General features: G+C 51.2%; 13 protein-coding genes and 2 pseudogenes. 5 read left to right on the top strand and 10 right to left on the bottom strand.

All coding sequences use genetic code 11. The features are described from left to right. Positions 1-192, top strand: coding sequence for a hypothetical protein (locus EXW96_RS23555; RefSeq protein WP_062409990.1), 192 nt, complete (start codon positions 1-3; stop codon positions 190-192). On the opposite strand, the gene EXW96_RS23560 is transcribed toward EXW96_RS23555, so the two are convergent. Further along, entirely contained in the window at positions 187-993 is an 807-nt protein-coding gene (locus EXW96_RS23560; protein ID WP_174351555.1) for a serine/threonine protein kinase, read from the bottom strand. The genes EXW96_RS23555 and EXW96_RS23560 overlap by 6 nt on opposite strands. A 201-nt stretch (positions 994-1,194) precedes the next feature. Between EXW96_RS23560 and EXW96_RS23565 the strand changes: the two genes are divergently transcribed. The 3 genes from EXW96_RS23565 to EXW96_RS23575 all read left to right on the top strand — a co-directional run bounded on the left by EXW96_RS23565 (position 1,195) and on the right by EXW96_RS23575 (position 3,767). Continuing rightward, positions 1,195-2,034: a phosphatase PAP2 family protein gene (locus EXW96_RS23565; RefSeq protein ID WP_174351556.1), complete on the top strand. Its 840-nt coding sequence runs from the start codon at positions 1,195-1,197 to the stop codon at positions 2,032-2,034. A 241-nt stretch (positions 2,035-2,275) separates the two neighbouring features. Beyond that, positions 2,276-3,337, top strand: coding sequence for an FUSC family protein (locus EXW96_RS23570; RefSeq protein WP_174351557.1), 1,062 nt, complete (start codon positions 2,276-2,278; stop codon positions 3,335-3,337). Positions 3,338-3,569: 232 nt separating this feature from the next. Further along, the gene (locus EXW96_RS23575) at positions 3,570-3,767 is read left to right on the top strand and encodes a cold-shock protein (protein ID WP_174351558.1); all 198 of its coding nucleotides are present in this window, start codon (positions 3,570-3,572) and stop codon (positions 3,765-3,767) included. A 60-nt stretch (positions 3,768-3,827) separates the two neighbouring features. Here EXW96_RS23575 and hprK read toward each other — a convergent pair whose 3' ends face one another. The 6 genes and pseudogenes from hprK to EXW96_RS23605 all read right to left on the bottom strand — a co-directional run bounded on the left by hprK (position 3,828) and on the right by EXW96_RS23605 (position 10,868). Beyond that, on the bottom strand, positions 3,828-4,736 hold the full coding sequence (gene hprK, locus EXW96_RS23580) for an HPr(Ser) kinase/phosphatase (RefSeq protein WP_062409994.1): 909 nt from the start codon (positions 4,734-4,736) through the stop codon (positions 3,828-3,830). Positions 4,737-5,077: 341 nt separating this feature from the next. Further along, positions 5,078-6,081, bottom strand: a pseudogene (locus EXW96_RS23585) (acrylyl-CoA reductase family protein). A 203-nt stretch (positions 6,082-6,284) separates the two neighbouring features. Further along, positions 6,285-7,829, bottom strand: a complete 1,545-nt coding sequence (locus EXW96_RS23590; RefSeq protein WP_174351559.1) for a solute symporter family protein — start codon at positions 7,827-7,829, stop codon at positions 6,285-6,287. Between the two features lie 3 nt (positions 7,830-7,832). Further along, complete coding sequence (locus EXW96_RS23595; protein WP_054818324.1) at positions 7,833-8,156, bottom strand: DUF485 domain-containing protein; 324 nt, start codon at positions 8,154-8,156, stop codon at positions 7,833-7,835. 187 nt (positions 8,157-8,343) lie between these two features. Then, positions 8,344-9,108, bottom strand: coding sequence for a LytR/AlgR family response regulator transcription factor (locus EXW96_RS23600; RefSeq protein WP_062409996.1), 765 nt, complete (start codon positions 9,106-9,108; stop codon positions 8,344-8,346). A 14-nt stretch (positions 9,109-9,122) separates the two neighbouring features. After that, entirely contained in the window at positions 9,123-10,868 is a 1,746-nt protein-coding gene (locus tag EXW96_RS23605) for a LytS/YhcK type 5TM receptor domain-containing protein (protein WP_254611538.1), read from the bottom strand. Positions 10,869-11,119: 251 nt separating this feature from the next. Between EXW96_RS23605 and EXW96_RS23610 the strand changes: the two are divergent. Then, positions 11,120-11,697, top strand: a pseudogene (locus EXW96_RS23610) (LOG family protein). Positions 11,698-11,781: 84 nt separating this feature from the next. Here EXW96_RS23610 and EXW96_RS23615 read toward each other — a convergent pair. From EXW96_RS23615 to EXW96_RS23625, 3 genes are read right to left on the bottom strand one after another with little or no spacing between them, the layout of a single operon-like run. Next, positions 11,782-14,136 (bottom strand): amylo-alpha-1,6-glucosidase, encoded by a 2,355-nt coding sequence (locus tag EXW96_RS23615; protein ID WP_174351561.1) that lies wholly within the window; start codon positions 14,134-14,136, stop codon positions 11,782-11,784. Between the two features lie 26 nt (positions 14,137-14,162). Next, positions 14,163-14,978 carry a carbohydrate ABC transporter permease gene (locus EXW96_RS23620; protein WP_174351562.1) on the bottom strand — a complete coding sequence of 272 codons (816 nt, stop codon included), beginning with the start codon at positions 14,976-14,978 and terminating at the stop codon, positions 14,163-14,165. A gap of 12 nt (positions 14,979-14,990) precedes the next feature. Continuing rightward, entirely contained in the window at positions 14,991-15,875 is an 885-nt protein-coding gene (locus EXW96_RS23625; protein WP_174351563.1) for a carbohydrate ABC transporter permease, read from the bottom strand. Positions 15,876-15,886: the final 11 nt, after the last annotated feature.

Here is a 15,886-nt window from a genome sequence, read left to right on the forward strand (position 1 = left end):
ATGTTCAAAAATTTGCTGAGAAAAATGGTTTATTCGTTTCGCAAGCCTAAACACGGCGGCTACCGCTATGGGAACAGCTCGGACAAATACCGTCATTCGCGCAAGTATTCCTCTTCGCCGTCCCGATCCGGCTACGGTCATTCCCCATACGGGCATAAATACTACAAAAATAAAAACCGCTCCAGTTCATAACGTCCGGAGCGCTTGCTTCAAGTCCCGTATAAGCGATGACGCATCTTCATACGGCGGTTCGATTTGCAGCAGCCGCCGTACTATTTTTCTGGTATGTGACGTAAGGGAGAGCTCCTCCTGCCAGTCTTTCTCTAACTGGCCGGGCCGCTCTTCATAAGACAAATACAGCATAAAAAGCAGGAAATGGCCGACGGCGTACAAGTCGCTCTTTACCTCCGGCGTTCTCCGTATTCCCGATTGTTCATTCATGTCCGTGTCCGATCCGTCCACATCCCCAACGCGTCTCGCCAAACCAAAATCGATCAAAACGGGCTCGCCGTTTCTGATCATCACATTCGGTATCCGGATATCCAGATGAACATAGCCTTGAGCATGGACAAACCGGACAATACTCATCAAACGAACGATCCACTCCAGACTTTCCCTTTCGGAAAATCCGCGATTCTGTTCAAAGAGAAGGTCCTCCACCGTATGACCCTCCACCCAATCGACAGCCATACATAAGTGCTTGTTGTGCCAAAACGACCCGCGGCACCCCGGAATGTTCGGATGACGGAGCCGTTCCAGTATGGCCATCTCCCGTTCGAGCAGATGCCTGCTCCGCTTTCCTTTACTAGGCTTGGCCTGCTTTACGACAACCTTGTCGCCCCTGACCGTATCCTGGCACAAATAAGTCAAGCCATAGCTTCCTTCTCCGAGAAATTCAATGATTTCGTACCTGTCCGCCAACAGCAGGCCTTCCTTCCACGGATAATCGATCCAAGCCTGGTATACCTGCTTGATGTAGCCCAGTCCCAGCATGGTGCGCTCCTTTCACGATTCCGGATGGGAATGTTCGGAATTCACGTCTTCTTCAGCCGCGGCTTTGCAGACGTAACAGTTGGAGCTAATTATAGCAGAATCTTCGAAGATTGGCTTGGAGGGGGTCTTTCGCCGCTCTATACATCCGGCTGGCCGTCCATGTACAATGGATGGGAGATATCATGGAAACAAGGAGGAGCCATGGCCTCTAGAGAGACTCTGTACATAGGTTTGTTTCTTATAGGTTGGGCGTTTCTCGCGGCGGTCTTCGCTTTTGCCGATCTTGAGATTTCCCGGTCGCTTGCCGATCCGCGATCAGGCTGGGCTTATTTTTTCGAGGCGTTCGGCGAACACCCGGCACTGCTCATTCTATTTGCAGGGACGAATTTTTTATGCCGTACAGCGCGAACGTATTCTCCCGCGGTCCGGTTCACAGTGACCGCCATCAGCGGGGCGGCCGCCATCCTGACAGGCTGTGTAATCGCTTATTTAACGGCTCATCGGTGGATGAACATAGAGCTTACCTTTCTCTCATCCTTGATGATCCTGCTCATTGCCGGCCTGGCGATGGCCGCCGTTCAACTGCTGCTCCATCGCATCCCGCAGCAAAAGCTGCTGGAGCATCGGAAAGCCGTCTGGATCACCCTTGCGCTCATCATCGGCGAGCTGCTGCTTGTCCATACGCTTAAGCTGTCTTGGGGAAGAATCCGGTTCCGGGATTTACTGCCCGATTATTCGAACTTCATGGCATGGTATGCTCCGCAAGGCGCCGAGGGACACCGGTCGTTTCCATCGGGGCATGCGGCTAATGGATGGGTGCCGTTATCCCTCATGTTCTTCGTCCCGCTGCACCGGAAGTTTTGGCGAACCGCGGCTCTGACCGTCGCTCTTGGATGGGGTTTCCTAACCGCCTACAGCCGGATCGTGATCGGGGCTCATTACGCTTCCGACGTTCTCTTTGGAAGCTGCTTAACCCTCAGCTTGTTTTATATTTTGTACCGGCGATCGTTCTCCCCGCTAAAGCACGACAAGCCGGCATAAGGCTCCCTGTGCCCGGACATGCTATGCATCGCATACGGCGATGACAAGTGAACGGCTCCGCTGACCGTTTGCAGCTTTACACCGCGGCTTGCCGATGACGCCCACCAGGGACGGCAATCTTGTCTTGATATGTCGATGGGATTATAATCGTAACGAGCATGGCCTCCTCGTCAGTAGGATTCGGTGGCCCGTGCTTCAGTGATGGACAACATCTGGAAGAACATTGCTTGGAGGGGTTTCTGTGTCCTTTGGCGCTCGAGTATTAAAAACGGGTATCGCCGTTACCCTGTCTTTATTTCTTAGCGGTTTATTTGACATTACGCCACCGGTGATTGCTGCGGTAGCGGCTATTTTTGCCATGCAGCCCTCCATCTACCGGTCATGGCGTCATTTATTGGAGCAGCTTCAAACCAATACGCTCGGGGCGGCGCTCGCCCTGCTGGCAGGCATGTTCTTCTCCAGCGAACCGATTGCCATCGGACTTGTCTGCATCGCGGTCATCATGATTTGCTTAAAAATGAAAATGGAAGAAAGCATCGGGCTGACCCTGGTTACCGTCGTTGCGGTCATGGAGGCTTCGGGACATTGGGACTTCGCGCTCAACCGGTTCCTGCTCATTTTAATTGGGATCGGCTCGGCGTCTCTGATCAATATCATCTTTTTCCCTCCCAAGCCCAGAGAGCAGTTCCTGAATCAAATGCAATCCGTATTTTCGAAAATGTCGCTTCTTTTAAGAACCGCGATCTCCGATGAAATCAAGGAGAATGTGTTCCGCGATGAGAAACAAGAGCTGGAAAAAGCCATGAAATCGCTGTCGGACAAGTACCAGCTTTTTGAGGAAGAACTGAAGAAGCTGCGGCGCGCAAAATACAGCCAAACACGCAATCTGGTCATTTACAAGCAGATGCTGTATACTCTGCATAAAGGGATGGAAGTTTTGGATGCGGTGGAAGAGCACTATTTCCCCGCTGCCCGGACGCCGGAGACCGATCAAGCCTTCGACCAGCACCTGGAACGTTTGATTAAATATCATGAGCACGTACTGCTGAAATTCGACGATAAATTGAAGCCCGAGAGTCTTGACGGCTCCCGGTTCGAAGAGGAAAACGACCGGTTCATGAACACGCTGTTGGAATGCGGCTCAGAGTATCGGGAAGGCAAGCTCCGATTGTCCGTTGTAGCGGGAGCCATGTACGATTACGGTTATCAGACGGGCAGGCTGGATAAGCTGCTGGAACAGTATAACCGGAGCAGCGACGATAAAGAACCGCTGGAGACGCTGACCTCCTGGATCAAGAAGTAGCTCTTTAGGCTTTTTGCTTCAGCGTTTACAATAAGACACGCCGGTCCGGCTTTCTTTCATTTTTCGCATATAAAATGACTTTATATCTCATATTATAAATAAAGGCAACGGGGGACCGGGGACTATCCAGTAACTTCACATATGAAATCTCTGCACCGAACTCCCTCATTAAGAACTGTCCTGCAGGGCAGTTCTTTTCTGTTCAACTCTATGACGCTAAGGAGGAACCATCATGTATTTTTCCAAACGGGACATTGAGCCTCTGCAACAGGAGGAAACTGCGGTTTGGGCGTGCAGCAAAGAAGAGTGCGGTTGTTGGATGAGAGACGATTTCTCCTTTGAGGAGGAGCCTTCCTGCCCGATTTGCTCTTCCTTTATGATTCGCGGCACCAGGATGCTTCCGGTCCTCGTCAACATCTATAAAAGGTAAGAAAAAAGAACAGCTTTCCGGGACAATCGGAAGCTGTTCTTTTTGGTCCGCGCCATTTTCCTACCCTTTTTCCAGCCGTTTCATGAAATCTTCTGCGGCGCTGTAGCCCTGCTGGCGAAGATACCAGTTATTGGCCGCCGCCTCCACCAGTCCCGCGACATCTCTTCCCGGCTGAAGCTGAATTTCGATATGCGGAATTCGAATGTCCATATACTCGGTGTACTTCGGCTCCAGCTCCAGTTCATTATTCAACGCATGCTCTTGCCACTTCGTCAATTCGATATCAAGTACAATGCGTGTCTCATCCTGGAACGCTTTTCTTCCGTAAAGACGGGAAACATTGATCAACCCGATACTGCGAAGGGCCAGAAGCTCCCGCGTTTTGCCGTCATGAGTGCCAAGGATCGTCTCCGGGCCAATTTTTTTCAAAACGACGATATCATCGGCTACCAGCCGGTGCCCGCGCCGAATCAGCGTATGAGCGGTTTCGCTTTTACCGACGCCGGATTTGCCGCGAAGCAATATACCGATTCCGGACACATTGACACAAACGCCATGGACGGCAATTTGCGGCGCCAGCGCTTTCGCCAGGTACGCATCCACCAGTTCAAGAAACCGGAATGTAGGCTCGTGCGTGCGAAGCAGCGGAATCCCCTCTTCTTCGCAATATTTCAGCAAATACTTCAGCCCTTCCTGATTTCGGGTCACTACAAAACAAGGCGGGTGATACTTCACGATGTTCCCGATGCGATGATTTCGTTCCTCTTCACTCAGCGTATGTAAATAATTGATTTCTTTTCTGCCCAACACTTGTACATGAGCATGAGAAAAGAAATCAAAATATCCGACAAATTCAAGCCCCGGGCGATATGCCCTCGGTTTGGGTATCGTTCGATGCATATGCGATTCCCCGACCAGCACTTCTAATGAGAAGCGGTCCACTAAATCTTTTACTGTGACAGACTTCATTTTTTAAATCTTCCTCTCGCACCTTCTTCAATCTTCTACAGGTCAACAGATGAACTCTTTTTTGTGTATGACCATGCCATATTAATTCTACACAACGCCCTGTTTCCCTTTTGCAGATACCGATATAGAAGTGACGAATCGGGTAAAAATGACTTCGATTAAATGACAGGAAATGGGTTACGGAACGCACCTTACAAGGTTTTGAAATGAATCTCTTATTGTATTCATTATTATCCATTTAAACATTTATGATCCTAAAAGATCTAGCCGCAAAAAAAGCAGTCATCACAAAGGCGTCTTCCGTCTTCTGCGATTACCGCTTTCCATGATTGAATGTATAATTAAGCACCCTTACAAGAGGATATCTTAACCAGTGTTCTGCCTTGGGCCTGGCCTTTGAGAATACTTTGAACGACGCCGGGAATTTGCTCCAAAGCGATTTCTGTGTACATGCTGTTCAACATAGCGGGCTTCAATTCCGAAGTCAACCGGTTCCAGATGCGGACCCGTTTTTCCATAGAAGCCATGACGGAATCGATTCCTATCAGCCGTATTCCGCGGAGAATAAAGGGAAATACGGTCGTTGCCAGCTCTGCGCCTCCCGTTAAACCGCTAATGGCTACCGTCCCGCCATATCGCGTGCTGCTTAAATATACGACAGCGATTTCCCGCCGACACAATCGACGGCGCCGGCCCAGAGCTGTTTGTCCAACGCCCGGACTTTTTCAGGAACCAGTTCGTCCCGCGAGATGACCCGCGCGGCACCCAATTTCATCAAATGCTCCTTCTGTTCGGCTTTCCCTGTGCTCGCCACGACTTCGTACCCCAGTTTGGCAAGCATAGCTACAGCCATACTCCCTACACCGCCTGTGGCTCCTGTCACCAGAATCGGACCTTGGTCAGCGTTCACGCCGCCATCTTGTAATTCCTGCACCGATAAAGCGGCCGTGAAGCCCGCGGTGCCGAATATCATCGCTTCTTTCATGGAAAGTCCCTCCGGCAATTTAACCGCCCATTGGGACGATACCCTGGCATATTCGCTAAAACCGCCATAATGGCTCACACCCAGCTCATATCCCGTAATCAGCACTTCGTCTCCCTCTTGAAACCGACCATCTGTGCTTGACTTCACGATCCCTGCAAGATCGATACCGGGAATAAATGGATACGTTTTGACAACGTTTCCATTTGCGATGCAGGCCAATGCGTCCTTATAGTTGACACTGGAGTAGACGACTTGGATCAGCAGCTCGCCTGACGGCAAATCTTCTATCGTCATCTCCCGGATGCCGCTTGTTACATCATTTCCCGATTGCTCCACAACCAATGCTTTGAACGCTTTGATAAGAATCACTCCTTAGACGACGAATGTTCCTTTATTATAAATCCTACGGCCCGCAAAGAAAAACTAAACTTTCAACCCGGCGAGGATGGCTAATGGCGTTTAAGACAGAACCCATCCGGAAAAGAGCCCATGTCCCTTTCTTCGCCGTGGCTTTCATTAGGCGGATATGCAAAAAGCCGGCCTGACGGGGCCGGCTAATCCATTTATTTGGCCTGAGCCAAATCCTGTATTCCCGTGTTCGCTTTGACTAATATCTCGTCATACTTCACATCATCCCGCTTCGAGGACAGGAAGGTTCCGAGGAAAGCCCCCAGGAAGCCGAGCGGAATGGAAATGATCCCCGGGTTCGTAAGGGAGATGAGCGGGGTACCGACGAAAATCGCTTTCCCTGCTACCGGATCCCAAACGTTAGGACTGATCGCTACAAGAATGAGCGCGCTGAGAACGCCGACAATCATACCTGTAATTGCTCCTGCCGTATTAAACCTTTTCCAGAATACGGTGAACAAAAGAACAGGCAGGTTCGCGCTGGCGGCTACGGCAAAAGCCAGGGCTACAAGAAACGCAACATTCAGCTTCTGCGCAAACAGAGCAAGGATGATCGAGATGATCGCCACACCGACGGAAGCCAGTTTCGCCGCTTTAATCTGCTCTTTTTCATGAGCCTTCCCTCGCCGAATAATATGGGTATAGAAATCGTGGGCGAAGGCGGAAGCGGCGGAAAGCACAAGACCCGCAACAACAGCCAGAATGGTGGCAAAGGCTACAGCCGATACAAAGGCGAACAGGAATTCTCCGCCAAGGACTCTGGCAAGGAGAGGCGCAGCCATATTGCCGGCGGCGTTAGCGCTTACAATGGCATCATGGCCTACGAATGCCGCTGCACCGAAGCCGAGGAACACCGTCATGACGTAGAACAAGCCGATGATCCAAGTGGCTACAACGACCGATTTACGTGCCGTGGGGGCGTCTTTTACCGTGAAGAATCGGATCAGAATATGCGGTAATCCGGCTGTGCCAAGAACAAGAGCAAGGTTAAGGGAAATCGTATCGAGTCCGCTCGAAAATTTGTTGCCAGGATTCAAGAACGCTTCCTTCAGCGGAGTTACAGACCGCATCTGCTCAAACATATGCCCGACGCTGAAATCGAATTTGGCAAAAACAATGAGCGAAATAATAAACGTACCGGCGATCAGCAGCACACATTTAATAATTTGCACCCAACTTGTCGCCGTCATGCCGCCGAAAACAACATACACGGTCATGAGAACGCCGACGATGAGCACGGAGGTCGTGTAATCAAGACTTGGGATAAGAAGGGCAATGAGTCCCCCGGCGCCAACCAGTTGGGCGATCATGTAGAAGATCGAAATCACGATCGAATTGATTGCCGCCACGCCGCGAATCTTCTTATGATCAAAACGGGCGGCGATCATATCCGCCATAGTATATTTGCCTAAATTTCGAAGCGGTTCCGCTACGAGATACAATACGACAAGATAGGCGACAAGGAACCCGATGCTGTAGAAAAATCCGTCAAAGCCGAACAATGCGACCATTCCTGCGATACCCAAAAACGATGCCGCCGACATATAGTCGCCCGCAATGGCCAGCCCGTTCTGCCAACCGGTCAATCCTCCGCCGGCGGTATAAAATTCGCTGGTCGTTTTTGTTTTTTTGGAAGCGTAATAGGTAATGACAAGGGTACCGAGCACGATCACAAGAAAAAGAAGGAAGGCCGTATTCATGGATTATCCCGCCTTTCTTTGTTCAGCATGCATTTGATCTTTGATTTCTTCGCAAATCGCGTCGAATGTTACGGATTTCTTGGAATACAGGGAACACAGAACCCACGTCATAATAAATTGAGCGAAAGCAAAGACCCACGCCCAAGTAATCGAGCCGACGGCAGGTGTATTCAACACATTGGAGAAAGCAGTAAGAAACGGAAGGGTAAAATAAAATGCACAAAAGAAGAGCGTCATCGGAATAATAAATCGTTTTTTCTTATCCATCAGCTTGCGGAAAAGCTCAGAATGGGCAATATCGCTGTAAGTCAACTGGTTCTTTTTCATACGCGAATCCCTCCATAATATGGGCTTCACCTGATGCATACAGGCACAGCCGGCTTAAAATGTAAGCGCTTTTATAATTATTATAGCGTCTCTTATTTATTGCAGTTCGGTTTCGGTATGAAACGTCGAAATTCGTTCCTTAATTGCAGAAAAACAGTCCTCAACGGACTGTTCATTAGGATGATGCTTATTGCCCCTGCAAAAGCCGAATCAAATCTTTTGCCGCAATCCGGGAAACCGGCAGCTTCGTCCGTTTGGCATCCTTGAGAATGGCATTGTACGCACCGTTAAACCAAGGCTCGATCTCTTGAATATAATCCAGATTCACCAGATAGCTCCGGTGAGGCCGGAAGAACGTGGCGCCAAGCCTTTCCTCAAGCTCCTGCAGCGTCTGCTTCGTTGCATAGGAACGACCGTCGGCCATATGGATATGAGTTACCTTCTCCTCCTTGACCGCGTAGAGAAAAAGCTCCGCCTCGAGCACAACCATCCGGTCACCGTCATCGATCAAAAGCTTGTTTCTTTTGAAAGCGGGGGCTGTCGGCGCTTCCGTCTGCTTATGGGCTTCCGAACCGCCTCCGGCTTCCGTCTTTCTCGCGCGGATGCGATCCAACGTCCGCCTAAACCGCTCTTCATCATAGGGCTTGAGCAGATAATCCACCGCCTCGAGTTGAAACGCTTCCAACGCATACTGATCATAAGCCGTCGTGAAGACAATAAACGGCCGGGGATCCAGCTCATGCAGACGATAAGCCGCCTGAATGCCATTCATCTCAGGCATCTCGATGTCCAGAAAGACGGCGTCCGGTTTATGCTTTTGCGCAATCTCCAGGGCCTCAGCACCGCTTGCGGCCGATGGGAGCACTACGATGTCCGGCTCCTTCGACAGCAAATAGACGAGCTCTTCTCTTGCCAGCCGTTCATCTTCGGCGACCATGACACGAAGTTTCATTTGGGTGTCTCCCTTCATTCCCCATTCGGATAAGGTATGGCTAACGTTACTCGCGCCCCGCCCTCCGCCCGGTTCTCGAACGAAAGCGCAGAGTCGGGACCGAGCAAGCTGATTAAACGCTGATTTACATTGTGCACGCCAAGACCGGTGCTCCCGCTCCCGCTCATCGGAGTCGTGCCCAGCTTATCCAGAAAATCCTCCCGAATCCCCGATCCGTTGTCCTCGACAACAATCCGTACGTTCTTGTCTTTGCGTTCCATGGCGATTCGCACCCAGCCGCCGTTCGTTCTCTTCTTCAGCCCGTGCTGGATGCTGTTTTCCACGAGCGGCTGCAGCGTCGACGGCGGAATCGGCACCATTTCCAGCCCCCGTTCCACTTTCCACTCCACTTTGAGCTGATCGGCGAACCGAACCCGAATGATCTCCAAATAAGCATTCACATGCTCCACTTCCTGATAAAGGGGAATGAGCAGCGATTGGGTGATCTTCAGGCTCATGCGCATGAACTGGCCCAACTGCACCGTCACATGGCGCGCCTGATCCGGATCGATCCGGATCAACGTCACGATGGAATTCAACGTGTTGAACAGAAAATGCGGATTGATCTGCGCCTGCAAAGCTTTGAGCTCGGCATCCTTCATCAGCGCTTCCAGCTTCTCCGCCAACGCGATCGTCAGTTGACTGGAGATCAGCTTGCTGAAGCCGTACGCAAACTCCACCTCCACTTTCCGAATCTGTTTCGGGCTGCGGAAATAAATCTTGGTCAATCCCGCCGTCCGGCCCGATTGGTTGAACGGTACGATCAGAGCCGCGCCCAAAGCTTCATGATGAGGCTGAATTTGATCGCGGTGCATGGCGATTTGAATTTTGCCGGTTCGGATCGCCTGTTTGGACAATTCCGTTAACAAGGGTTCCCCGGGAACGTGCCGGGAGGTGCCGACACCCACATGAGCAAGGATCCGCTGCGTATCCGTCACGGCAACCGCATCGGCTTGCAATTCACGCATCAGTATGGATGCGGTAGCCTCTGCTGTCGTGTAGGTCAATCCTTCCTTCAGATGGGGAAGCACCATTTCCGCAATCGTTAATGCCCGCTGCGTCTCATGCGCGGCCGCACGTTCTTCCTCTTTGAACGCAACCTGAATCATCGCGACGAAAATGGCGATCCCGATACTATTGGCGATCACCATCGGAACGCCGACACGATTGACCAGCTCAATGGCCGTTTCCGAGGAGGTCGTATACACCAACAGAATGCCCATTTGCAAAATAGGGGCGAATACCCCGATAAACATGGCCTTGATGGGAGCGATGATCCTCTCTTCATAAAAAAAACGGGCAATAAGCCCCGCCAGAAGCCCGATCAAAGGAGTGGAAACCGCATGCGAAGGACCTGCAAGACCCCCGAGCAGCAAGGAGTGCAGACCGGTCAAAAATCCCGCGCCCGCGCCCACGTAAGCGCCACCAAGCAATCCTGCCAGCACTACCCCGATGAGCGCGGAATGGGCCATGATCTCATCCGGGCCGAGAGCGGACACCCAGAACGTCGAATCGATTCCCTCCGGGCTCACTATGGCACCCGAATACGTCCCTGCAATCCCGATCAAACCAAACAGCAGGGCAAATACCGTTCCCGTCCGGGCATCAACCTCCCGATCCAATATATTTCGAAACAGGGGGATACGTGTCAATGTAAACATCAGGATCAGAAGCATTCCCATTCGTTCGAACAATACCAGTAAGAGCTCTTTCAAAAGCATTCCTCCCGCCGTTCAGGCAGAAAGCCCCATAATTATAAATTGTTAACTATCGGTCTCTCACCTATTCAGAATAATCAATTGTTTTCATTCACGCAATCGGTTTTCCAATTTCAAGACATGCAGAACGGCCCGCAGAATATATCGGCTAAGCGTGAAATATGCCCTCTCATGGTCTTGAGCATATTTTCTATTCTCCAAATATAGTATATTATACAATGAATATCATCTACATATAGTGTGGGGTGGACCATATGAAATCAATCTGTGTTTTTGCCGGATCCAATGCGGGAGAGCATCGCGACTATCCAATGAAAGCGGCCGAGCTTGGACAGGTTATGGCTCAAAAAAGATTCGATTAATTTACGGCGGATCCAGGATCGGCTTAATGGGTGAAATCGCCAACGCCGTTCTGAAGGGCGGAGGCGAAGTGATCGGGATCATGCCCAGAGGATTGTTTAACGGGGAAATGGTACACCGGGAGCTTACCCGGTTCATAGAAGTTGAAAATATGCATGAGCGCAAAGCTCAAATGGCGGAGCTTGCGGATGGATTTATTGCTCTGCCCGGCGGGTTCGGAACATATGAAGAGCTTTTCGAGGCCTTGTGCTGGTCACAAATCGGCATCCATCGAAAACCCGTCGGCATTCTCAATATCAGAAACTATTTTGATCCCTTCATGAATCTGATTCATCACAGCATCAGCGAAGGTTTCTCCAATACATCGCATCTCCGGCTGATTCTGAACTCCAGTGAACCTGCGGAGCTGATCCATCTCATGGAAAGCTATGTTCCTCCTCTGCTTGAGCGAAAGTGGAAGCAGTTGGATTAGTTCCGAAAGGCTCTTTGATATAAATAAAAAGCATACGGCTGATCCCGGTTTCAGACCGGCCGCATGCTTTTTCCCAAACCCAATCTATTTCGTCAAACGCTTGATTTCCTGATGGTAACGCACGAATCCCCAAACATACATTCCTATAGACCAAGCCTGCAGGAAGCAGCCGTTGAGAGGCTCCGGCTTATTGGCGCGGTACAGCTCCGCCGCCATTCCCATCTCATCCAAAATCCGGGAAGCGATCATGCGCAAGAAGGCGACGCCTTGTTCCGCACGCCCGGCTTTGAATTCGGCCATGGCTGTCCAGCCCGTGGTCAAATTCCAGACCGCCCCTTCCTGATAGCTGGACGGATCGTACCCCTTCCCTTCATCCTTGCTGCTGCGGGTGCGAAGGCCAAAAGGCGTGGTCATCTCCTCGGATTCCAATCGTTCCAGGGAAGACTTCACCCTCTCAGAATTGGCCAGCGTAGAGAACATGAGATTGACAGCATAATTGGGACGCAGCGTCGGGTCCGGCGTTCCGTCTTCCAGCAGCCGGTCGTAATAATAACCGCCGTCCTCAAACCAAAACTCCTCCTCATATTTACGCTCTACGATGTCCGCCTTCCTGCTCCATTCGCGGGCAAACTCCGGCTCCCCGACCAGCCCGGCTACATCGGCCGCCGCACGCAGCGCGTGCCAATACAATCCCTGCACATCGTTGCTGCTCTTTCTGCGGTCGATATGATCCATCCACTGCGTATCCGGAATGGTGAAGGCCTGCGACGTGGAGACATCGCCGACAATACCGTGCTCCAGGAAGCCGTCTCCGTCACGGTCACACCGCTGCGCCCAAGCCATCGATTTTTGAATACTGGAAAAATGGGCTTTGGCGAATTCCGTATCCTGAGCGGCATAAACATACTCGCGGAATAATATCGTCTGGAGCAGCACCCCTTCTGCGGACCCTCCCCAGGAAGTCTGATGCATAAAGCCCGGTCCGCTGATGACCGTCGGCATATCCCCGGCGAATGCTCCCGGACGATCCTCTTCCAACTGTAGAGAAATGAAGTTCAGAAGCACTTCCTTGACGAATTCCATATCCCCGATCGCAAGATAGGCGAATGCCGTCCAAGCCGAATCCCTGCTCCAATAATTGGGAAACCGGGGGAAGCCGGCGCAAATGCCTGCACCGATCTCGGGGTGATTGAATTTAAGATTTTTCAGCGCCAGCTTGGCAAAGTCAAACGCCTGGTCCAGCTCCGCATCCCCTGTTCTAACGGCGATAGTGTTCTCCAGGTATTCACGATGAGAGGAAACCGCTTGAGCGAATTGTTCTTCGGCGTTTTGCAGCGACCGGGAAGCGATATGCACAGCCCGTTCTTTGCTTTCCGGATCCCCGGACAGCACAACCGTAACGGTCACGGAAGCATGAGGCTCGACTTTTACCGGAATCCGGAAATGAAAGCCGGGATCCGCGCCTTCATAGGAGGTGCCGAAAGAAGCTGTCATATCCGCGTCACAGGCGATGACACCGACATAAGGCAGTTGCGGGTTCTCCATCACAATGCTTCTTGGCGTTGCCCTGAACTTGAATTGCTTGGCTTTCACTCCAAGCAGGCCATACGGTACCAGCATCGCTTCCGTATTTCCGATCAGTTCAACCTCTCCCGCTTCGTCCCCGTCGTTAGATAAGATAAACCGGGTGAACACCGCAGCGTCATCCACCGACATAAATACTTTCCGTTGAACCGTCAATGGGCCGAAACGGCTGTATGCTTCCAGCCTTCCCGGCAGATGGTCCGCTCTATCCGTATAACGGACGAGAGGATACGACCCGGCTGCTCCCCTCTCCGCAAGTTCCCATTTCAGATGCCGGATGTATCTTGCCGGCGGACTGTACAAGCCTCCGTTATCGGTGACCAGGCCCCACCAGTTCCAATCGGCGGACAAATCTCCGGCCCAGTTGATCACGGCGAACGATGCATCATTGGATAAGGCGAGCGGACGATGGAAGGGGCCGGTCGACGTCAAGCACGGCTCCTGGATATCCGATACCTCGTCTTGAATCGTGAATCGGGAATAAATTTTGCCGAAGGCATACTGCTCCGTCACAATGACGATCGAATGCTCGCCCGGGGCCAAGCCTCCCGGCAGCAGAACGGTCCACTCCGTCGGAGCGCCGACTTCAAACGTATACGGTCTTGTCTCGGAGATGGTTCCCGCGTTCCGTCCCTGATATCCCTGCCGGATCCAAACCAGAGAAGGATCGACCTCGCTGCCGTCCAGCAGCAGTTTAAAGTCGATCGCCACACCGCCGAGCGCCAACGGCGGGTTGTCCAGATTAAAGCGAAAGCCGATCCGCTCCCCGCCTGAATAAGCATTGCGCAGGCTGCCCTTCACATAAGTCATTAAGTAGAAAATATCGCCCAATTGTTTGGCTTGAATTGTATTCAATGGTTTCTCCCCGCTTTTCATTGAACTTACCCCTTCACGGCCCCCGCCATAAGCCCTTTCACAAACTGCTTCTGCACGCTCAGGAACAAGATCAGCACCGGAATCAGCGAAAGCACATTCGCCGCCAGAATCCTTGACCACGGAATGGCGATATTCTCCTGAGCCAAGAGCGCGAGCCGGAGCGGAATCGTGAACTTGTCTTCGCTTTGCAGCAGGACAAGCGGCATCGTAAAGGAATTCCAGTTATGCACAAACTCGATAATGGTTAACGTCGTGATCGCCGGTTTAATGAGCGGAAGGACGATCTGGAAAAACAGGCGGAATTCCCCGCTGCCGTCGATCCTTGCCGCTTCGAGCATTTCCGTCGGAACATCGTCGATATACTGCTTGGTGAAGAAAATACCGAACACGGTGACCCCGAACGGCAGGATCAAGCTGGCCAGACTATCGTATAACCCTATTTTGGTGATGATAAAGTAAATCGGCAGCAGCAGCACGGTCGGCGGCACGGTCATCGTGGCGATCAGAAGAATAAACAGAGCGTTTTTGCCCATGAATTGCTTCTTGGAGAAGGCATAGCCGGCCATGCTGGAAAAAACCACTACCAAGGCGGTGCAGCTCACCGATACAATAATCGAATTTGTAAATGTAGTACTAAACTTTAGCGCTTCCCAAATTTTCGGGTAGTTGCTCCATTCCAGCGTATGCGGCCAAAAGGTTGGAGGAAACCGGGTGATTTCCAAATCGCTTTTCAAGCTGGAAGCAAAAAGCCAGTACAGCGGCAGGAAAAAGACCAAGCCTATGGCCCAAAGGACAATCGTTGGAATCCATTTTTTGTTCATCGTTTCCTCCCCCTATCCTAACCGTTTATCCACTAGTTTTTTCTGAATGATGGTAATAATGACGACTAAGAAGAATAAAATGTACGACATCGCAGCCGATGTTCCGATACGGTAATATTTGAACGCCTCATTAAAGATAAGGAACGGTACCGTCGTAGTGGAATCGGCAGGACCTCCGCCGGTCATAATATAAATTTCCTGGAATACGTTCAATGAATCAATGAGCAAGAGTATAAATACGACAAGCGAAATCCGGCCGAGCAGCGGCCATGTGATCAGCCTCAGCTTCTGAAAGGGAGTAACCCCATCCACATCGGCGGCTTCATACAAATCCTTGGGAATGTTCTGCAAACCCGCAAGATAAATGAGCATGAAATAGCCGACTTTCTTCCAAACAGTCATGATGGCAATGACCGGCATGGCCCACACGGAGCTCGCAAGCCAGTTGGGACCGGTAACACCAAACAAATTCAGGAGCGCATTGATCAAACCGCGATCGCCGTTGAACAAAAACATAAAGATCAAGCTTGCGCTTACAACGGATAAAATATAAGGAACAAAAAAGATCGTACGAACCAGGTTCACCCCTTTAAGCTTTTGATTCAGCAGAAGCGCAAGGCCTGCGGAAGCAAACATCGTAATGGGGATGAAAATGACGCCGAAATAAATCGTATTGAAGATGGCTTTCAGAAATAGTTCGTTTTGCAGCACTCTGGCGTATTGCTCCAGTCCGACGAATGCGCCCGGGATTTCGAATAAACCCGAATTTCTTAGCGCTATGGGCTTGATATCCTTAAAGCTGGCGACAAACGACCAGACGACCGGATAAACCAAGAAAAGTCCGAGTATGATGACCGAGGGCAAAATGAACACATAGCTGGTCCAATCACCGATCACGCTGCGGATTT

The organism is Paenibacillus sp. JMULE4 (genome assembly GCF_013337105.1).
In the GTDB taxonomy this organism is placed as follows: domain Bacteria; phylum Bacillota; class Bacilli; order Paenibacillales; family NBRC-103111; genus Paenibacillus_G; species Paenibacillus_G naphthalenovorans.